At 61.7% G+C, this 19,600-nt stretch carries 21 protein-coding genes; 9 read left to right on the forward strand and 12 right to left on the reverse strand.

Features of this window, described 5'->3' with window-relative positions:
- Positions 1 to 131 precede the first annotated feature (131 nt).
- From ACLEJQ_RS14695 to dadA, 5 genes are all read right to left on the reverse strand, one after another.
- On the reverse strand, positions 132 to 545 hold the full coding sequence (locus tag ACLEJQ_RS14695; RefSeq protein WP_440796107.1) for a c-type cytochrome: 414 nt from the start codon (positions 543 to 545) through the stop codon (positions 132 to 134).
- Positions 546 to 728: 183 nt separating this feature from the next.
- Positions 729 to 1,277, reverse strand: a complete 549-nt coding sequence (locus ACLEJQ_RS14700; RefSeq protein WP_440796109.1) for a cupin domain-containing protein — start codon at positions 1,275 to 1,277, stop codon at positions 729 to 731.
- A gap of 129 nt (positions 1,278 to 1,406) precedes the next feature.
- Positions 1,407 to 2,480 carry an alanine racemase gene (gene alr, locus ACLEJQ_RS14705; protein WP_440796111.1) on the reverse strand — a complete coding sequence of 358 codons (1,074 nt, stop codon included), beginning with the start codon at positions 2,478 to 2,480 and terminating at the stop codon, positions 1,407 to 1,409.
- 93 nt (positions 2,481 to 2,573) lie between these two features.
- Positions 2,574 to 2,927, reverse strand: coding sequence for a RidA family protein (locus ACLEJQ_RS14710; RefSeq protein ID WP_440796113.1), 354 nt, complete (start codon positions 2,925 to 2,927; stop codon positions 2,574 to 2,576).
- Entirely contained in the window at positions 2,899 to 4,203 is a 1,305-nt protein-coding gene (dadA, locus tag ACLEJQ_RS14715; protein ID WP_440796115.1) for a D-amino acid dehydrogenase, read from the reverse strand. The genes ACLEJQ_RS14710 and dadA overlap by 29 nt, the downstream gene beginning before the upstream one ends.
- A gap of 155 nt (positions 4,204 to 4,358) precedes the next feature.
- Here dadA and ACLEJQ_RS14720 point away from each other — a divergent pair, with 155 nt between their 5' ends.
- Positions 4,359 to 4,847 (forward strand): Lrp/AsnC ligand binding domain-containing protein, encoded by a 489-nt coding sequence (locus ACLEJQ_RS14720; protein WP_003206849.1) that lies wholly within the window; start codon positions 4,359 to 4,361, stop codon positions 4,845 to 4,847.
- A gap of 124 nt (positions 4,848 to 4,971) precedes the next feature.
- On the opposite strand, the gene ACLEJQ_RS14725 is transcribed toward ACLEJQ_RS14720, so the two are convergent.
- On the reverse strand, positions 4,972 to 5,325 hold the full coding sequence (locus ACLEJQ_RS14725) for a YkgJ family cysteine cluster protein (RefSeq protein ID WP_440796116.1): 354 nt from the start codon (positions 5,323 to 5,325) through the stop codon (positions 4,972 to 4,974).
- Positions 5,326 to 5,472: 147 nt separating this feature from the next.
- On the opposite strand from ACLEJQ_RS14725, the gene ACLEJQ_RS14730 reads away from it, so the two are divergent.
- Entirely contained in the window at positions 5,473 to 6,786 is a 1,314-nt protein-coding gene (locus ACLEJQ_RS14730) for an NAD(P)/FAD-dependent oxidoreductase (protein WP_440796118.1), read from the forward strand.
- A 136-nt stretch (positions 6,787 to 6,922) separates the two neighbouring features.
- Here ACLEJQ_RS14730 and ACLEJQ_RS14735 read toward each other — a convergent pair whose 3' ends face one another.
- Positions 6,923 to 7,168, reverse strand: a complete 246-nt coding sequence (locus tag ACLEJQ_RS14735; RefSeq protein ID WP_440796120.1) for a DUF1127 domain-containing protein — start codon at positions 7,166 to 7,168, stop codon at positions 6,923 to 6,925.
- A 178-nt stretch (positions 7,169 to 7,346) separates the two neighbouring features.
- Here ACLEJQ_RS14735 and ACLEJQ_RS14740 point away from each other — a divergent pair, with 178 nt between their 5' ends.
- A complete protein-coding gene (locus ACLEJQ_RS14740) occupies positions 7,347 to 8,780 on the forward strand; it encodes a PLP-dependent aminotransferase family protein (RefSeq protein ID WP_440796122.1) in 1,434 nt (477 codons plus the stop codon).
- Positions 8,781 to 8,841: 61 nt separating this feature from the next.
- Positions 8,842 to 10,407 carry a phospholipase D family protein gene (locus ACLEJQ_RS14745; RefSeq protein ID WP_440796124.1) on the forward strand — a complete coding sequence of 522 codons (1,566 nt, stop codon included), beginning with the start codon at positions 8,842 to 8,844 and terminating at the stop codon, positions 10,405 to 10,407.
- A gap of 139 nt (positions 10,408 to 10,546) precedes the next feature.
- Here the strand turns inward: ACLEJQ_RS14745 and ACLEJQ_RS14750 are convergent, their stop codons facing one another.
- Both ACLEJQ_RS14750 and ACLEJQ_RS14755 read right to left on the reverse strand, forming a co-directional pair.
- Positions 10,547 to 11,689: an MFS transporter gene (locus ACLEJQ_RS14750; RefSeq protein ID WP_440796126.1), complete on the reverse strand. Its 1,143-nt coding sequence runs from the start codon at positions 11,687 to 11,689 to the stop codon at positions 10,547 to 10,549.
- Between the two features lie 288 nt (positions 11,690 to 11,977).
- The gene (locus ACLEJQ_RS14755; RefSeq protein ID WP_440796128.1) at positions 11,978 to 13,471 is read right to left on the reverse strand and encodes an aldehyde dehydrogenase; all 1,494 of its coding nucleotides are present in this window, start codon (positions 13,469 to 13,471) and stop codon (positions 11,978 to 11,980) included.
- 247 nt (positions 13,472 to 13,718) lie between these two features.
- On the opposite strand from ACLEJQ_RS14755, the gene ACLEJQ_RS14760 reads away from it, so the two are divergent.
- Positions 13,719 to 14,081, forward strand: coding sequence for a cupin domain-containing protein (locus ACLEJQ_RS14760; protein WP_440796130.1), 363 nt, complete (start codon positions 13,719 to 13,721; stop codon positions 14,079 to 14,081).
- Between the two features lie 164 nt (positions 14,082 to 14,245).
- Positions 14,246 to 14,464, forward strand: coding sequence for a peptidase inhibitor (locus ACLEJQ_RS14765; RefSeq protein ID WP_440796132.1), 219 nt, complete (start codon positions 14,246 to 14,248; stop codon positions 14,462 to 14,464).
- Positions 14,465 to 14,545: 81 nt separating this feature from the next.
- On the opposite strand, the gene rpmG is transcribed toward ACLEJQ_RS14765, so the two are convergent.
- Positions 14,546 to 14,701, reverse strand: a complete 156-nt coding sequence (gene rpmG, locus ACLEJQ_RS14770; RefSeq protein ID WP_003177274.1) for a 50S ribosomal protein L33 — start codon at positions 14,699 to 14,701, stop codon at positions 14,546 to 14,548.
- An 11-nt stretch (positions 14,702 to 14,712) separates the two neighbouring features.
- Complete coding sequence (gene rpmB, locus ACLEJQ_RS14775) at positions 14,713 to 14,946, reverse strand: 50S ribosomal protein L28 (protein ID WP_007921114.1); 234 nt, start codon at positions 14,944 to 14,946, stop codon at positions 14,713 to 14,715.
- A 436-nt stretch (positions 14,947 to 15,382) separates the two neighbouring features.
- Between rpmB and ACLEJQ_RS14780 the strand changes: the two genes are divergently transcribed.
- Positions 15,383 to 16,972, forward strand: coding sequence for an ABC transporter substrate-binding protein (locus tag ACLEJQ_RS14780; RefSeq protein ID WP_440796134.1), 1,590 nt, complete (start codon positions 15,383 to 15,385; stop codon positions 16,970 to 16,972).
- A gap of 129 nt (positions 16,973 to 17,101) precedes the next feature.
- Here the strand turns inward: ACLEJQ_RS14780 and radC are convergent, their stop codons facing one another.
- Complete coding sequence (gene radC / locus ACLEJQ_RS14785; RefSeq protein ID WP_440796136.1) at positions 17,102 to 17,776, reverse strand: RadC family protein; 675 nt, start codon at positions 17,774 to 17,776, stop codon at positions 17,102 to 17,104.
- Between the two features lie 146 nt (positions 17,777 to 17,922).
- On the opposite strand from radC, the gene coaBC reads away from it, so the two are divergent.
- Positions 17,923 to 19,131, forward strand: coding sequence for a bifunctional phosphopantothenoylcysteine decarboxylase/phosphopantothenate--cysteine ligase CoaBC (gene coaBC, locus ACLEJQ_RS14790; protein WP_245139833.1), 1,209 nt, complete (start codon positions 17,923 to 17,925; stop codon positions 19,129 to 19,131).
- A gap of 5 nt (positions 19,132 to 19,136) precedes the next feature.
- Complete coding sequence (gene dut, locus ACLEJQ_RS14795; RefSeq protein ID WP_440796139.1) at positions 19,137 to 19,592, forward strand: dUTP diphosphatase; 456 nt, start codon at positions 19,137 to 19,139, stop codon at positions 19,590 to 19,592.
- Positions 19,593 to 19,600: the final 8 nt, after the last annotated feature.

Consider the following 19,600-nt stretch of genomic DNA (forward strand, 5'->3'; position numbering starts at 1 on the left):
CCTCCTGGACATTCCATGAATGTGGGTTGGACCGAGCTTGCCGGGTCTTGGTTGCGATGAACAGCCCAGAAAAATATCGGGCACAAAAAAGCCGCTCGCAAGCGGCTTTTTTCGCGCTGGACGCCGGGAGATTACAGCCCGGACATCTCTTTGATGGCGCCTTTGAGCTCGTCATCCGAGCAGTCGGCGCAGGTGCCTTTAGGCGGCATGGCGTTGATGCCGGTGATGGCCTTGGCCAGGATGCCGTCGAGGCCGCCCTGGTGGTCGGCGCGCTCTTTCCACGCGGCCTTGTCACCAATCTTAGGTGCGCCCAGCAGGCCGGTGCCGTGGCAAGCGTTGCAATGTTTGGCAATGACATCTTTCGGTGCCTTCGCACCGCCAGCGCCGCCAGCCGCAGTAGCCACTTCCATGCCCTTGCATTCCTGGCCCTGAACACAAACCTGGCCGACAGGTTCAAGACGTTTGGCGATTTCATCGGTGGGCGCCGCTTGAGCGCTCGCAGCCCAAAGGGCCAATACGGTTGCTGGTGCAGCCAGCATTTTCATAATTAGGTTCACGCGTACACCCTCAATGGTGGCTAGTCACGCCTGCGGCCACGGTTTGCAGGCGGGCGCAAGTATAGCGGTAAGCCTGTCACACTGAAACAACCCTAAAGTCGCAAGGGTCTTATCGGTCGCGACCCACTTACCCCCAAGGCGCCTTGCCATCCGGGCTCGGCGCCATGTTTCTTAGAAATTGGCCGGCGTGGCTGCGCTGATCAGTCGCGCCGGCACATCGAACGGATTGCGGAAACGGTGAGGCTTGGTGCTTTCGAAATAGTAGCTGTCGCCCGCTTCGAGCACGAAGGTCTCGCTGCCCACCACCAATTCCAACCGCCCTTCCACCACAATCCCGGTCTCCTCGCCTTCATGGGTGAGCATCTCGTCACCGGTGTCGGCGCCAGGCGGATAGATTTCATTGAGGAAGGCAATCGCCCGGCTCGGATGCGCCCTGCCCACCAGCTTCATGGTCACGGCGCCGTCGGAGATGTCGATCAGTTCATTGGCTTTGTAGACAATCTGAGTCGGTTTCTCCTGGAGGATTTCTTCGGAGAAAAACTCGACCATGGACATGGGAATCCCACCCAGGACCTTGCGCAGCGAGCTGATCGAGGGGCTGACGCTGTTCTTTTCGATCATCGAAATGGTGCTGTTGGTGACGCCCGCGCGTTTGGCGAGTTCACGCTGGGAAAGGCCTTTGAGTTTACGAATGGCTTGCAGTCGTTCACCGACGTCCAATGCTGGAGCCTCCAGGGGAATCAGGTTGTGAGGAAAGTGAGCGTTATCATGGCGACAGCGTTCAGTATTTACAACACTTTGACCCGAATCCTGTGCGGTGAAGCGACTTTCGGTCAGGCGCGTCCTGCGTCAGCCCCCGGAATAGAGCCGTGGCACCCGCCGCAGGTTGCAGAAAATCTGGTAGGGAATCGTATCGGCGGCCTTGGCGACGTCACTGGCGAGCACATTCTTGCCCCATAGCTCCACGGTCGAACCGAGCCCGGCCTGGGGGATGTGGGTCAGGTCGACGCACAGCATGTCCATCGACACCCGCCCGACCAGTTGGCTGCGCTGCCCGTCCACCAGCACCGGAGTACCGGTAGGGGCCTGGCGCGGATAGCCGTCGGCATATCCCATCGCGACGACCCCGACCCGGGTCGGTCCGGTGGTGACGAAACGTGCGCCGTAGCCCACCGGTTCGCCGGCGGGCAATTCGCGCACGCTGATGATTCTGGACTCCAGGGTCATCACCGGTTGCAGGCGCGAGGCAACGGCATTGGGCTCATCGAACGGCGTGGCGCCATACAGCATGATGCCCGGGCGCACCCAGTCGCTCGGAATCTGCGGCCAGCCCAACACCGCGGGCGAATTGCGCAGGCTGATCTGCGCCGCCAGCCCCTGGCGGGCCGCCTCGAATACGGCGAGCTGTTGGGTGCTGCTCGGATCATGCAGCTCATCGGCGCGGGCGAAGTGGCTCATCAGGACGATTTTCGCCACGTTGCCGCTGGCGAGCAGGCGACGGTAGGCCGCCTGGTAGTCCGCCGGGTGCAGACCGACCCGATGCATGCCGGAATCGAGCTTGAGCCAGACCGTGATCGGCTTGCTCAGGTTTGCACGTTCGACCGCTTCGAGCTGCCACAGCGAATGCACCACGCACCAAAAATCGTGCTCGACGATCAAGGGCAGCTCATCGGCCTCGAAGAACCCTTCGAGAAGCAGGACCGGCCCGCGAATCCCGGCGGCCCGCAGTTCCAGGGCCTCCTCGATGCAGGCCACGGCGTACCCGTCCGCCAGATCTTGCAGCGCCTCGGCGCAGCGCACCGCACCGTGCCCATAGGCATCAGCCTTGATCACCGCCAGGGCCTTGGCCCCGGTGACCTCGCGGGCCAGTTGGTAGTTGTGACGCAAGGCTTGAAGATCGATCAGGGCACGGGCAGGACGCATGGCGGCAGGCTTCTAGGCGGTCATGAATAAAAAACCGGCGCTGGCTGACAGTGCGAACCACCAACAGCGCCGGGAGAGGGATCTTGCTGAGGACTAAGGCAGCGCCGCGACGACAGACAGCTCCACCAGAATCTGCGGCTCACACAGCTTGGCTTCCACCGTGGCGCGGGCCGGGGCGACGCCTTTGGGCAGCCACTGGTCCCACACCGCATTCATGCCGGCAAAATGTGCCTCGATGTCCTTCAGATAAATGGTGACCGACAACAGACGCGTCTTGTCGGTCCCGGCCAGGTCGAGCAAACGCTCGATGTTGGCAAGGGTTTCGCGGGTCTGCTGCTCGATCCCGGCTGTCATGTCGTCGCCGACCTGCCCCGCCAGATAAACGGTGCCGTTGTGCACGACGATCTGGCTCATGCGCTCATTGGTGAGCTGGCGCTGGACTGACATGTTTCGCAGACTCCTGGTGTTTGCTGCCATAACGGGAAATATCGAGGCCTTCGGCGCTGATCTGCGGCTTTTTCTTCGCCATCAGGTCCGCCAACAGACGACCGGAACCACAGGCCATGGTCCATCCGAGGGTACCGTGTCCGGTGTTCAGGAACAGATTCTTGAACGGGGTCGCCCCCACGATCGGCGTACCGTCCGGAGTGGTGGGACGCAAACCGGTCCAGAAACTGGCCTGGGTCAGATCGCCGCCGCGAGGATAAAGGTCGTTGACGATCATCTCCAGGGTTTCGCGTCGACGCGGGTTGAGGGACAGATCAAAACCGGCGATTTCCGCCATGCCGCCCACGCGGATACGGTTGTCGAACCGGGTGATCGCCACCTTGTAGGTTTCGTCGAGAATGGTCGAGGTCGGGGCCATGGCCGGATCGGTGATCGGCACGGTCAGCGAATAACCTTTGAGCGGATACACCGGCGCACGGATCCCGAGGGGCTTGAGCAGTTGCGGCGAATAGCTGCCCAGGGCCAGGACGTAGCGATCGGCGGTTTCCAGCTTGCCGTCGATCCAGACGCCATTGATGCGGTCACCGGCGAAATCCAGGCGCTGGATATCTTGGCCAAAACGGAACTGCACACCCAGCTTCACGGCCATTTCCGCCAGGCGTGTCGTGAACATCTGGCAGTCGCCGGTCTGGTCGTTGGGCAGCCGAAGGGCACCGGCCAGAATATCGGTGACATTCGCCAGGGCCGGCTCGACGCGAGCGATACCCGCACGGTCGAGGACTTCGAACGGCACGCCGGACTCTTTCAACACGGCGATGTCCTTGGCCGCGCCGTCGAGCTGGGCCTGGGTGCGGAACAGTTGGGTAGTCCCCAGGCTGCGACCTTCGTAGGCGATGCCGGTTTCGGCACGCAACTCGTCGAGGCAGTCACGGCTGTACTCGGACAGGCGCACCATGCGTTCCTTGTTGACCGCATAGCGGCTGGCGGTGCAGTTGCGCAGCATCTGCGCCATCCACAGGTACTGGTCGATGTCGGCGGTGGCCTTGATTGCCAGGGGTGCATGGCGCTGCAGCAACCACTTGATGGCCTTGAGCGGCACACCCGGCGCGGCCCACGGTGAGGCATACCCCGGCGATACCTGCCCGGCGTTGGCGAAGCTGGTTTCCATGGCAGGCGCCGGCTGACGGTCGACCACCACCACCTCAAACCCGGCACGGGCCAGATAGTAAGCACTGACGGTACCGATAACGCCGCTACCCAAGACCAGAACGCGCATGTTGAAACCCTCATCGCGGAGAACCGCTGACGTTTGATATACAAAGCTTAGATGCGCGCAGTGTAAAAAAGATCAACCAGTGCTTTTCACTATATAACTGCTTATATTTGGCGAGAATTCTCGGCGTAAACCCTTTTCACGGAGGCGCATCACCTGTGCGTACCAATACCCAGACCAAGCGGGAGCTGGATAAGATCGACCGCAACATCCTGCGCATCCTCCAGGCGGACGGGCGGATCTCCTTCACTGAACTGGGGGAAAAGGTCGGCCTGTCGACCACGCCTTGCACCGAGCGGGTGCGGCGCCTGGAGCGCGAAGGGATCATCATGGGCTACAACGCCCGGCTCAATCCGCAGCACCTGAAGGGCAGCCTGCTGGTGTTCGTCGAGATCAGCCTCGATTACAAATCCGGCGACACGTTCGAGGAGTTCCGCCGCGCCGTACTGAAATTGCCCCACGTGCTGGAATGTCACCTGGTGTCCGGGGATTTCGACTATCTGGTGAAGGCGCGAATTTCCGAAATGGCGTCATACCGCAAGCTGCTGGGCGACATCCTGCTCAAGCTGCCCCATGTGCGCGAGTCCAAGAGCTATATCGTGATGGAAGAGGTGAAGGAAAGCCTGAACCTGCCGATTCCAGACTGAAATCTGCGTTGCCCTCATCGCGAGCAGGCTCGCTCCCACATTTGATCTGTGGCGAGCACCGCATCCCTGTGGGAGCAAGCCTGCTCGCGATGGCGTCGACCCGGTAAACCTGCCGAACAACCAGTCAGACCAACACCTGGCGATTGGCAGCCATGTATTCATGAATCTGCTTCTCGACCCGCGGATGTATCAACTCCACCGGTCGCCGGCCGTTGGGGCACGGCAAGCTTGCCGTGGTGCCGAACAGGCGGCAGATCAGCGGGCGCTCGTCGTACACCGTGCAACCGTTGGGCCCCAGATGCACGCAGTCGAGCGCCTCCAGGGCGGCGTCCTGCTCGGCGCGGGTTTTGCGCGGCAGGCGGGCCATTTCTTCCGGCGAGGTGGTCACCGGTCCACAGCAGTCGTGGCAACCCGGCACACATTCGAACGAGGGAATCTGCTGGCGCAGCGTGCGAATTTTCTGACCGTTGCAACTCATCGAGACCGTTACCGAGGTGGGACTGTCCTGAATTTTGCCTTAAAAGCCCCGGGCCAGACAGCGCCGGCCGACCACTGTTGCCCATGGACGAAGCCACGGCTTATGCTCCGTAAAATTTCTCAAACACAAAAAATCAGGATTACGCACATGAACGCCCGTGTTCAGCAACCGGTCCCGAGCCACGCGCACGCCGCCTCCTATTACGCCGCCAGCAGCCTGCCGCAACCGGACCATCCGTTGCTGCAAGGCGAACTGGTGGCGGATGTCTGTGTGGTTGGTGGCGGGTTTTCCGGGCTGAACACGGCAATCGAACTGGCCGAACGCGGCATGAATGTAGTGTTGCTGGAGGCTCACAAAATCGGCTGGGGCGCCAGCGGGCGCAACGGCGGCCAGCTGATCCGCGGGGTCGGTCATGGCCTCGATCAGTTCGCCCCGGTGATCGGCACCGAAGGCGTGCGTCAGATGAAACTCATGGGGCTGGAAGCGGTGGAGATCGTCCGACAGCGCATAGAGCGTTTTCAGATCCCTTGCGACCTTACCTGGGGCTACTGCGACCTCGCCAACAAGCCTGCCGACCTGGAAGGCTTCGCCGAAGACGCCGAGGAACTGCGTAGCCTGGGTTATCGCCATCAGACCCGGCTGCTGCAACCCCACGAGATGCACAGCGTGGTGGGTTCGGACCGCTACGTCGGCGGCCTGATCGACATGGGCTCGGGGCATCTGCATCCGCTGAACCTGGCTTTGGGTGAAGCCGCCGCCGCGCAACAAATGGGAGTCCGGCTGTTCGAGCAATCGGCGGTGACGCGCATCGACTACGGCCCGCAAGTGAAGGTGCATACCCAGCAAGGCTCTGTCCGCGCCAAGACGTTGGTACTGGGCTGCAACGCATACCTCAGCGGCCTGAACCCGGAACTCAGCGGCAAGGTATTGCCTGCCGGCAGCTACATCATTGCGACCGAGCCCCTGAGCCAGGCACAGGCCCAGGCCTTGTTGCCGCAGAACATGGCGGTCTGTGACCAGCGAGTGGCGCTGGATTATTACCGGCTGTCAGCGGACCGCCGCCTGCTGTTCGGCGGCGCTTGCCACTACTCCGGCCGCGACCCGCAGGACATCGGCGCCTACATGCGGCCGAAGATGCTCAAGGTCTTCCCACAACTGGCAAACGTGAAAATCGATTATCAATGGGGCGGGATGATCGGGATCGGCGCCAACCGCCTGCCGCAGATCGGCCGGCTCAAGGACCAACCCAATGTGTATTACGCTCAGGCCTATTCCGGCCATGGCGTGAACGCCACGCACCTGGCCGGCAAATTATTGGCCGAAGCCATCAGTGGGCAGCACAGTGGCGGCTTTGATCTGTTCGCCCGGGTGCCGCACATGACATTCCCTGGCGGCAAGCATCTGCGCTCGCCGTTGTTGGCGCTGGGGATGTTGTGGCATCGGTTGAAAGAGTTGGTTTGATCAATTGTGGCGAGGGAGCTTGCTCCCTCTGGGACGGTCCGACGCCTTGGAAGCGGCCCTGGATATTGCGGTCGCTGCGCAACCGAGCGCGAGCAAGCTCCCTCGCCACAGGTTCTGTGCTCGACTGACGGGCGTCTTACAACCGCCAGAACGGCTTGAGCGCTTCCTCCCGCGCCTGCTCCCGACTCAGGCCGATGTCGCGCAACTGTTCGGGTGTCAGTTCCAACAAGGCCTTGCGTGTATGCAGACGATGCCAGAACAGGTCCCAGCGACTCAGACAGGCAGGCGCATTGCGCAGTGTCGCGCTGCGCAGTTCCTTTTCCTGTCCCACTGCCAGTTCCTGGCTGTGTAACGTCAGCCGCACATCGCTCAAGCCGTTCATTTTAATCGCTCCTGTTTACTTGGGTAGCCAGAGGTTTCATGATGCGCGGACGACGAAAATCGATACAGATTCAACCCGTATCTTTTATGTGCATACAGATTGCGTGTCTCTACGACTGAATTGTCCTTTTCCGACCCAACTGTATGGGTCGCTTGTTCCACCACACCGGGAGCGCTGCATGACCCTCTACGTAAACCTCGCCGAACTGCTCGGAACCCGCATCGAACAAGGTTTCTACCGTCCCGGTGATCGTCTGCCTTCGGTTCGCGCGCTCAGTACGGAACATGGGGTCAGCCTGAGTACGGTGCAGCAGGCCTACCGCGTACTGGAGGACAGCGGGCTGGCGATGCCGAAACCCAAATCCGGCTATTTCGTCCCGCCCAGCCGGGAGCTGCCGGACTTGCCGGTGGTGGGCCGCCCGGCCCAACGACCCGTGGACATTTCCCAGTGGGACCAAGTGCTGGAGCTGATCCGCGCGGTACCGCGCAAAGACGTGGTGCAACTGGGGCGCGGCATGCCGGACATCAATTCGCCGACCATGAAGCCGCTGCTGCGCAGCCTGGCGCAGATCAGCCGTCGACAAGACATGCCAGGCCTGTATTACGACAACATCTACGGCAACCTCGCCTTGCGCGAACAGATCGCCCGGTTGTCGCTTGACTCCGGCTGCCAGTTCGGCCCCGGTGACCTGATTATCACCACAGGCTGTCACGAGGCGCTGTCGGTGAGCATCCGCGCCACTTGCGAGCAAGGCGATATCGTCGCGGTGGATTCCCCCAGCTTTCACGGGGCAATGCAAACCCTCAAGGGCCTGGGCATGAAGGCCCTGGAAATCCCCACCGACCCGCTCACCGGCATCAGCCTGGAGGCGCTGGAACTGGCGTTGGAGCAATGGCCGATCAAGGCCATACAGTTGACCCCCAGTTGCAACAATCCATTGGGCTACATCATGCCCGAGGCCAACAAGCGCGCCCTGTTGACCCTGGCCCAGCGCTTCGATGTAGCGATTATCGAAGATGATGTGTATGGGGAATTGGCCTACACCTACCCGCGACCGCGCACCATCAAATCCTTCGACGAGGATGGCCGCGTCCTGCTCTGCAGTTCGTTCTCCAAGACGCTGGCACCGGGCCTGCGAATCGGCTGGGTCGCTCCGGGGCGGTACCTGGAGCGGGTGTTGCACATGAAATACATCAGCACGGGCTCCACCGCGCCGCAACCGCAGATCGCCATCGCCGAATTTCTCAAGGGTGGGCACTTCGAACCGCACTTACGGCGGATGCGCACGCAGTACCAGCGCAATCGTGACGTGATGATCGACTGGGTCAGCCGCTATTTCCCCCAGGGCACCCGCGCCAGTCGACCGCGGGGCAGCTTCATGCTGTGGATCGAACTGCCCGACGGCTTCGATACGCTCAAGCTCAATCGGGTCTTGCATGACCAAGGCGTACAAGTCGCCGTCGGCAGCATTTTTTCGGCCTCCGGCAAGTATCGCAATTGTCTGCGGATGAACTACGCTGCCAAGCCGACAGCCCAGATCGAAGAGGCCGTGCGCAAGGTGGGCGCCGCCGCCATGGCGCTGTTGAACGAAACCCAGCGCGACGTCGTCTGAACCTTACGCAGGGACGCAGCAGCCAATAACCGATCAACGCAAACAAGCGGAACGATCCTACGTGAGATCCAGACCCATCCTGCCTGCACTATTGCTGGTCGCCTCGCTACTGGGGGGATGCGCCAGCCTTGATGTCACTCGTGAGCCTTCCCAGGCGCTGCCGGCCAGCGAATCGGCATTCGGTCGATCGGTCCAGGCCCAGGCCGCGCCCCATGAAGGTCGTTCGGGCTTTCGATTGCTCTCTGACAGCACCGAAGCGTTTACCGCCCGAGCCGAGCTGATCCGCCACGCCCAGCGCAGCCTGGATCTGCAGTACTACATCGTGCATGACGGCATCAGCACACGAATGCTGGTGGATGAACTGCTCAAGGCCGCCGACCGTGGCGTTCGCGTGCGGATCCTGTTGGACGACACCACCAGCGACGGACAGGAAGAGACCATCGCGACCCTCGGCGCCCACCCCAACATTCAGATACGCCTGTTCAATCCGCTGCACCTGGGCCGCGCCACCGGCGTGACCCGTGGCCTCGGACGGCTGTTCAACCTGTCGCTGCAACACCGGCGGATGCACAACAAGTTATGGCTGGCGGACAACAGCATGGCGATCGTCGGCGGGCGCAACCTGGGCGACGAGTATTTCGACGCCGAACCCAACCTGAACTTCACCGACATCGACCTGCTCGGCGTCGGGCCGGTCGCCGAACAGTTGGGCCACGGCTTCGACCAATACTGGAACAGCGCTTTGAGCAAGCCGGTCGAGCAGTTTCTGTCCCATCGCCCGACACCGCAGGACCTGGCCGACAGCCGCCTGCGCCTGCAGCAGTCCCTGGAGCAGACCCACAGGGAAAACCAGGCGCTCTATCGCCAACTGACCGCCTATCGGACCCAACCACGCCTAGACATCTGGCGCAGCCAGTTAATCTGGGCCTGGAACAAGGCGCTGTGGGACGCACCCAGCAAAGTCTTGAGCAAGGACGAGCCGGATCCGCAATTGCTGCTGACCACCCAACTGGCACCGGAGCTGACAGGCGTCAGCAAAGAGCTGATCCTGATTTCCGCCTATTTCGTTCCCGGCCAACCGGGCCTGGTGTACCTGACCAGCCGCGCCGATGCCGGGGTTTCGGTGAGCCTCCTGACCAACTCCCTGGAAGCCACCGATGTGCCGGCGGTGCACGGCGGCTACACGCCGTATCGCAAGGCCCTGCTGGAGCATGGCGTACGGCTGTACGAATTGCGGCGACAACCGGGGGACAAAGGCAGCAGCCCGCACCTGTTCTACAGCAAGTCCTACGGCGAATCGGGCTCCAGCCTGCATAGCAAGGCGATCATTTTTGACCAGCAGAAATCATTCATCGGCTCGTTCAACTTCGACCCGCGCTCGGTACTTTGGAACACCGAAGTCGGCGTACTGGTGGACAGCCCTGAACTCGCCGCGCAGGTGCGTGAACTGGCCTTGCAAGGCATGGCGCCGGCCCTGAGCTATCAGGCCAGGCTGGAAGATGGAAAACTGGTCTGGACCACCGAAGACAACGGAAAACAGCACGAACTGGACCGCGAGCCGGGCAGCTGGTGGCGTCGGTTCAATGCCTGGTTTGCCACGACTATCGGACTGGAGCGGATGCTGTAGTCCTGAGAAATTGTTTGAGATGAATACGTTCCCGTGGCGAGGGAGCTTGCTCCCGCTGGAGCGCGCAGCGGTCCCGAGCTTTTTGGGGCCGCTTCGCAGCCCAGCGGGAGCAAGCTCCCTCGCCACAGGATTTCGGTGATCAAGCAGGCTGAGTCGCCCCAAACGCCCCTTGTCGTAAAAGCAGCAGCACCAGGCCGAACGCCCCCACCGCCATGAACAGCGGCAGCGCATGCCCGCTGATCCACTGGCTGCCCGCACCCGCCGCCAACGGACCGATCAGGCAACCGATTCCCCACAATTGCGCGATGTGAGCGTTGGCCCGCACCAGCGCATCGTCGCGGTAGCGCTCGCCGATCAGAATCAACGACAAGGTAAACAACCCTCCAGCACTGGCGCCGAACAACACCCACAACGGCCAGATCAACCAGGTGTCGATCAACAGCGGAACGGCCAGGCTCGACAGTGTCAGCGCCACCGCGCACCCGCCGAACAGGGCCCGGCGGGACAGGTAATCGGCCAAAGCACCGATGGGCAATTGCAACAAGGCGTCACCGACCACCACGGTACTGACCATCACCAGCGCAACATCGGCGCTGAAACCCTGGCGCAGGCAATAAACCGGCAGCAAGGTCAGGATCATCGCCTCGAACGCAGCGAACAACGAGACCGCCCAGGCGATAGCCGGCAGGCCTCGGCAAAAGGCCCACAGATCGCCGAGGGTCACGCTGCCGGCCTCACTGCTCGGTGCGCCGCTACGACCCAGCAACAGCAATGGCGCGACCAGCAACAGACCGACGCCTACCCAGAAGCCGTAGTCGTGATCAGTTCCCAGCGCACCCAGCAACAAGGGGCCGGACAACTGGCTCAGGGCGTAGCTGCTGCCATACAGAGCGACCAACCGCCCGCGCCATTGTTCGATAACCAGTTGGTTGATCCAGCTCTCGCCGAGGATGAACACCAGAGTCAGGACCACGCCAATCACCAGGCGCAGCAGCAGCCAGACCGGATAACTGGGCAACAGCGCCAGCAACGCTATAGACAGCGCGCCGCCCCACAGGCACAGGCGCATCAACGCCGCCGTGCCGAACCGCGCCGCCAGCCGGCTCGACACCTTGGCCCCCAGCAACACGCCCACGGCAGGCATGGCCGCCATCACGCCGATAGCGAACGACCCATAGCCCCAACCTTCAAGCCGCAGCGACACCAACGGCATGCTCACGCCCAGGGCCAGGCCGACACTCAAGACCGACGCCAGCACGGCAAAATAGGTCGCCCAACGCATTTTCCACGCTCCTGTGGACAGTGACGGCTTCACTCAAAGCAATGTGGGAGCGAGCCTGCTCGCGATGACGCGGCAACATTCAACAACAGAGGTCGACTGTCATACCGCTATCGCGAGCAAGCTCGCTCCCACAGAAGATCTGTGTCCGTCATAAAAACTGCAACCGCCCCGGTCAATGTGGGAGCGAGCCTGCTCGCGATGGCGGGGCAACATTCAACACAGGTGTCGACTGTCATACCGCTATCGCGAGCAGGCTCGCTCCCACAAGGGCAATAACCGGCTCGGTTTTTACAGCTTGATCCAGGTCGCTTTCAGTTCGGTGTACTTGTCGAACGCGTGCAGCGACTTGTCGCGGCCGTTGCCCGATTGCTTGAAGCCACCGAACGGCGCGGTCATGTCGCCACCGTCGTATTGGTTGACCCATACGCTGCCCGCGCGCAAGGCCTTGGCGGTGAGGTGGGCCTTGGAAATGTCCCGGGTCCATACCGCGGCGGCCAGGCCGTAGGGCGTGTCGTTGGCAATCTGGATGGCCTCTTCGGCGGTGTCGAAGGCGATCACCGACAACACCGGGCCGAAAATCTCTTCCTGGGCGATCTTCATGGCGTTGCTCACGCCGTCGAAGATCGTCGGCTCGACATAAGTGCCGCCGGTTTCCTCGAGGATCCGCTGGCCGCCTACCACCAACTTGGCGCCGTCGCTGTGACCGGCCTCGATGTACGAGAGCACGGTATTCATCTGCTGCGTGTCCACCAGGGCGCCGACGTTGGTCGCCGGGTCCAGCGGGTTACCCGGCTTCCAGCCCTTGAGGGCTTCAACTACCAGCGGCAGGAAAGTGTCCTTGATCGAGCGTTCCACCAACAGGCGCGAACCGGCCGTGCACACCTCGCCTTGGTTGAAGGCGATGGCGCTGGCGGCCGATTCGGCGGCAGCCTGCAGGTCCGGCGCGTCGGCGAACACAATGTTCGGGCTCTTGCCGCCCGCTTCCAGCCAGACGCGTTTCATGTTCGACTCGCCGGAGTACACCATCAGTTGCTTGGCGATCTTGGTCGAACCGGTGAACACCAGTGTATCCACGTCCATGTGCAGGCCCAGGGCCTTGCCGACGGTATGCCCGTAGCCGGGCAGCACGTTGAGGACGCCTTTCGGGATGCCGGCCTCGATGGCCAGGGCAGCGATACGGATGGCGGTCAGCGGGGATTTTTCCGACGGCTTGAGCACCACCGAGTTACCGGTGGACAGCGCCGGGCCGAGCTTCCAGCACGCCATCATCAACGGGAAATTCCACGGCACGATTGCGCCTACCACACCCACTGGCTCACGAGTCACCAGGCCCAGCTGATCGTGGGGAGTGGCCGCCACTTCGTCATAAATCTTGTCGATGGCCTCGCCGCTCCAGCTCAATGCCTGGGCCGCGCCAGGGACGTCAATATTCAGCGAGTCGCTGATCGGCTTGCCCATGTCCAGGGTTTCGAGCAGGGCCAGTTCTTCGGCGTGCTGCTTGAGCAGGCCGGCGAAACGAATCATGGTGGCTTTGCGCTTGCTGGGCGCCAGGCGTGACCAGACGCCGGAATTGAAGGTGGCGCGGGCATTCTCGACGGCACGTTGGGCATCGGCAACGTCGCAACTGGCAATCCTGCCCAGCAGGCGACCGTCGACTGGGCTTACGCAATCGAAGGTTTCGCCGGACACCGCATCGGTGTATTCGCCGTTGATGAAGGCGCGGCCTTCGATCTTCAGGTCGCGGGCGCGTTGCTCCCAGTCGGCACGAGTCAGGGTGGTCATGCGTGTGTCCTCCTCTTATTGAGTAAGAACGCCACGCACCCGGTGCGTAGCGCTTTGAGAAATCTGCCCGGCCTGCCTGGATCAGGCACTGTTAAAGGCAACAGGCACCCGCCACCCTAAACCAGCGGCTGGTCATGTTTCAATATATTTGACACAGGGCCAGCAAACAGCCTTGCGATGTTCGTTTTAATAAACATAGACTCTGGCTCTTCCAGCCATTCGCGCCGTCATTACCGGGGATTACCGCATGAGCATCCAGGACATCGTCGATTTCAGCCAGGCCATTACTGCCGCCGACCGCTATCGCCCGGATCCGGCCAAGGTACTCAAGGGCGACCCCGAACAGGCCGTGTTCAACCATTACAACAGCCCGTGCGGCCAAATGAATGCCGGGGTATGGGAAGGTGCAGTCGGCCAGTGGACAGTCAATTACACCGAGCATGAATACTGCGAAATCGTTCAGGGTGTTTCGGTGTTGCGGGACAACGACGGCAATGCCAAGACGCTGCGGGCCGGCGACCGCTTCGTGATCCCGGCGGGCTTCAAGGGCACGTGGGAAGTGCTGGAGCCGTGCCGCAAGATTTATGTGGTGTTCGAACAGAAGGCTTGAATCCCTCCGAAAAGGAAGTTGACACTCTTTCGCTGGTCAATGGCCCGTCAGACCAACGAGACTGCCTGCGGCGCCACGAATTCTATCGTCGCACCGGGTTCGCACAGGATGTGCGGCCAGGCCGCCAAGTGAGCGCTCTAACCTGATTAATGCAAGGAGGCAATATGCCCGTGTTACCCGATCAATGCGATCTCGCCATCGCCCAGTACACCATCGGCCAGAAATGCACCCCTGAGTTGCTCGAAGAGGTTCGCGCCTTGGCCAATGGAGCGCCCGTCCGAGCTACAGGCCCCAAATACCCTTCAAGCTGGGATCTGCGCCCCCGACGCATCAACCTGCAAACCAACGCCGACCGAATCATCATCGGCGTGAGCTGCGGCTGATCCACGCCGTCACCAACCAAGCGGCAACAAAAAAGGCCCGTATCTCGCGATACGGGCCTTTTTCTCAAGAAGGAAAATCAATTACTTGATTTTGCCTTCCTTGTAGATCACGTGCTTGCGAACAACCGGATCATATTTCTTGATCTCGATTTTGTCCGGGGTAGTACGCTTGTTCTTGTCGGTAGTGTAGAAGTGACCAGTACCGGCGCTCGAGATCAAACGAATCAATTCACGCATGATTAGCTCCCTTAAACCTTGCCATCGCGGCGAAGTTCGGCCAGCACGACATCAATGCCGCGCTTGTCGATGATACGCATGCCCTTGGCAGATACGCGCAGACGTACAAAACGTTTCTCGGACTCAACCCAGAAGCGGTGATGCTGCAGGTTCGGCAGGAAACGACGACGGGTTTTGTTGTTTGCGTGGGAAATGTTATTCCCAGTCACCGGACCCTTACCGGTAACTTGACAGACTCTAGACATGCCTCAGCCCTCTAAAACCACATGCCCAACCCGGCATGGGTTGGCCGCTTAATCTCTCAGTCATTTGGCGCCAGGCGCCGCGTTTCTTTAAGGGTCTTACCGGCTACACCTACAGTGAAGGAACCGGGCCCCTAGAAAAGAGCGCTGCTTTATACCAGAAAGACCACAGCGCAACAACAGCCGATGTGATTTGTCTTTCTGGAAAACCACCGCTCAACCGCACCGGGCGGCTGGGGCCAAGGCTGGCGCAGCCCGTGACCGCTCGTCGCTGCAAAATGTTTTTACAGCCTCGCGGCGGGTTGGAGCCGCCCATGCCCGGCGCAGGGTGCCGGAAAATGCAAAAAGGGGATAGTCATTTGCCAGCGAGCCCACTAGGGTAGGCCTTTTCCAGACTGCACTAGCAGATGGGCCTTCGACTTGCACAAGGAAACTGCTCATGCGCCTCGCTGCCCTACCATTGTTGCTCGCCCCTCTGCTGATCAGCCCGTTGGCCCAGGCAGCCGCCCTGAGTGTGTGTACCGAGGCCAGCCCGGAAGGGTTCGATGTGGTCCAGTACAATTCGCTGACGACCACCAACGCTTCTGCCGATGTGCTGATGAATCGCCTGGTGGACTTCGACACCGCCAGCGGTAAAGTCGTCCCGAGCCTGGCCGAGCACTGGGAAGTCTCGACCGATGGCCTGACCTACGTGTTCAAACTGCATCCGCAGGTCAAGTTTCACCGCACCGAGTATTTCACGCCTCGCCGCGACCTGACCGCCGAGGACGTGAAGTTCAGCTTCGAACGCATGCTCGACCCGGCAAACCCTTGGCATCAAGTCGCCCAGAGCGGCTTCCCCCACGCGCAATCCATGCAGCTGCCGTCGCTGATCAAGAAGATCGACGCCCTGGACCCGCTGACCGTGCGCTTCACCCTCGACCACGCCGACTCGACCTTCCTGGCGACCTTGAGCATGGGGTTCGCCTCGATCTATTCAGCCGAGTACGCCGATCTGCTACTGAAAGCCGGCACGCCGGAGAAACTCAACAGCCAGCCGATCGGCACCGGCCCGTTCATCTTCAGTCGGTTCCAGAAAGACGCCTCGATCCGCTACAAGGCCAACGATGCTTATTTTGGTGGCAAGCCCCAGGTGGACCCGCTGATCTTCGCCATCACCCCCGACGCCAATGTGCGCTTGCAGAAACTACGGCGTAATGAATGCCAGATCGCCCTGTCGCCCAAGCCACTGGATGTGCAGGCCGCTCGACAGGAGCCTACGCTCAACGTCGCCCAGACCGACGCTTTCATGACCGCGTTCGTCGCGATCAATAGCCAACATCCACCGTTGGACAAGCCCGAGGTGCGACAAGCCATCAATCTGGCCTTCGACAAGGCCAGCTACCTCAAGACAGTCTTCGAAGGCACCGCCGAAGCGGCTAAAGGCCCCTACCCGCCGAACACCTGGAGCTACGCCAAGAACCTGCCAGGCTACGCCCACGACCCGGCCAAAGCCCGCGAACTGCTGGCCAAGGCCGGTTTGAAGGAAGGTTTCCAGACCACCATCTGGACCCGTCCTTCCGGCAGCCTGCTGAACCCCAACCCGAGCCTTGGCGCGCAGCTGTTGCAATCGGACCTGGCGGAAATCGGCATCCAGGCAGAGATTCGGGTGATCGAATGGGGCGAACTGATCCGCCGCGCCAAGGCCGGCGAGCATGACCTGCTCTTCATGGGCTGGGCCGGCGACAACGGCGACCCGGACAACTTCCTCACGCCGCAGTTTTCCTGCGCGGCGGTCAAGTCCGGGACCAACTTTGCCCGTTACTGCAACCCGGACCTGGACAAGCTGATCAGCGCCGGCAAGACCACCGGCGAGCAAGGCGTGCGCGCCAAGCTCTATGAACAGGCCCAGGCACAGATCCAGCAGCAGGCCTTGTGGCTACCGCTGGCCCACCCGACCGCCTTCGCCCTCACGCGCAAGGACGTCCAGGGTTATTCGGTAAGCCCGTTTGGTCGCCAGGATTATTCGAAAATCAGCTTCAAGCCGTAAGCTACAAGCTGCAAGCGACTCACAGGTCTCTAGCTTGCCGCTTGAAGCTTGAAGCTTGAAGCTTGAAGCTTGAAGCTTGAAGCTTGAAGCTTGAAGCTTGCCGCTTGAAGCCTGAAGCTTGCAGCCGCTTCACATCCAGCCATACTCCGCCATCGACAACGGCTCCCCGTCGCCGACAATGAAGTGGTCGAGCACCCGCACGTCAATCAGCTCCAACGCCTCTTGCAGCCGCTCGGTGAGCACCCGATCGGCCTGGCTGGGTTCGGTGTTGCCGGAAGGATGGTTGTGACAGAGGATCAGCGCGGCGGCGTTGTGGGCCAGGGCGCGCTTGACCACTTGCCGTGGATAGACACTGGCGCTGTCGATGGAACCGCGAAACAGCGCTTCGTAGGCCAGCACCCGGTGCCGGGAATCGAGGAACAGGCAGCCGAACACTTCATGGGGTTCGTGGCGCAACATGGCCTTGAGATAATCACGCACCACCAGCGGGCTCTCCAGCACCGACTCTCGCCGCAAATCCTCGGCCAAGTGCCGGCGCCCCATTTCCAGGACCGCTTGCAACTGGGCAAATTTCGCCGGGCCCAGCCCCAGTTGCGCGCTGAAGGTACGTAAATCGGCTTCCAGCAGACCCCGCAGGCAACCGAATTGATGCAATAGGTGTCGCGCCAGGTCTACCGCGCTTTTGCCGGACACACCGGTACGCAGGAAGATCGCCAACAGTTCGGCATCCGAAAGGCTCGCCGAACCCAATTCCAACAACTTCTCCCGCGGGCGCTCGGCCGCCGGCCAATCACGAATACTCATAGGACCTCCTGGTCAGTGGCGCGCCGCTGTTCCATAGCGGTCGCTGTGATATCGTAGCCCATCTTTTTTGCAGGCGATTTGCCTCCTGGCCCGCTGTTGCCACGGGGTTTGCCTCGCACTGACCACTGAAATCGAAAGGCAGGCCTATGCAGCGGCTGTATCGGAAACGCATCGTTCTGGGCGTCGGCGGCGGCATCGCCGCCTACAAGAGCGCCGAGCTGGTTCGCCGGCTTATCGACCAGGGCGCGGAAGTGCGGGTTGTCATGACCCGCGGCGGCAGTGAGTTCATCACCCCGCTGACCATGCAGGCGCTCTCCGGCCACCCGGTCCACCTGGACCTGCTCGACCCTGCGGCGGAAGCCGCCATGGGCCATATCGAGCTGGCCAAGTGGGCCGACCTGGTCTTGATCGCACCGGCCACCGCCGATTTGATCGCCCGCCTGGCCCAAGGCATCGCCGACGACTTGCTGACCACCCTGGTGCTCGCCACCGACGCGGTGGTCGCTGTCGCACCGGCCATGAACCAGGCCATGTGGCGCGATCCGGCCACCCAGGCCAATCTCCAGTTGCTCGAAAGCCGCGACCTGAAAGTCTTCGGTCCCGCCTCCGGCAGCCAGGCCTGCGGCGATGTGGGCATGGGCCGCATGCTCGAAGCCAACGACCTGGCCCAGTGCGCCGCCGACTGCTTCCAGCGCCAGGCCCTGACCGGCAAGCACGTGCTGATCACCGCCGGCCCGACCCAGGAAAACATCGACCCGGTGCGCTACATCACTAACCACAGCTCCGGAAAAATGGGCTTCGCCCTGGCCGAAGCCGCCGTTGAAGCCGGCGCCCGGGTCACGCTGATCACAGGACCCGTGCACCTGCCAACACCGGATCGAGTCACCCGAATCGATGTGGTCAGCGCCCGGGACATGCTCGCGGCGTGCGAAGCCGCGATCCCCTGCGACTTGTTCATCGCCTCGGCGGCGGTGGCGGACTACCGTCCCGAGGTCGTTGCCCCGCAAAAATTGAAGAAAGACCCTACGAGCGGCGACGGCCTGCTATTACAAATGGTGCGCAACCCGGACATCCTTGCCACCATCGCCACCCGCCCCGACCGCCCCTTCAGTGTCGGCTTCGCCGCCGAAACCGAAAACCTGCTCGACTACGCCGCGCGCAAGCTCCAGGACAAGAACCTGGACCTGATCGTGGCCAACGACGTCGCCAACCCGAGCATCGGCTTCAACAGTGAAGAGAACGCCTGCAGCGTGATCGACCGCCAGTTGCACGCCACCCTTTTCGCCCAGACCAGCAAGGGCAAGATCGCCCGCCAACTGATCACTTTCATCGCCGAACGGCTGAACCAGGTTTAATTTTCATGCACGCTCTACAAGCCAAGATTCTCGATCCCCGCCTCGGCAGCGAATTCCCGCTGCCGCAGTACGCCACGCCAGGCTCTGCCGGCCTCGACCTGCGGGCAATGCTCAAGCAAGACACCCTCCTGGAACCGGGCCAGACCCTGCTGATCCCCACCGGCCTGTCGGTGTATATCGGTGATCCGGGCCTGGCCGCGCTGATTCTGCCGCGCTCGGGCCTGGGACATAAGCACGGTATCGTGCTGGGTAACCTGGTGGGGCTGATCGACTCCGATTACCAGGGCGAACTGATGGTGTCGTGCTGGAACCGTGGGCAAACCGCGTTCAACATCGCCGTGGGCGAGCGCATTGCCCAGTTGGTGCTGGTACCGGTGGTCCAGGCGCATTTCGAGCTGGTGCAGGAATTCGACGAGAGCCAGCGCGGCGCAGGCGGTTTCGGACATTCCGGGACCCACTGATCCAAACG

The sequence above is a fragment of the Pseudomonas sp. SMV71 genome (assembly GCF_052042015.1).
In the GTDB taxonomy this organism is placed as follows: domain Bacteria; phylum Pseudomonadota; class Gammaproteobacteria; order Pseudomonadales; family Pseudomonadaceae; genus Aquipseudomonas.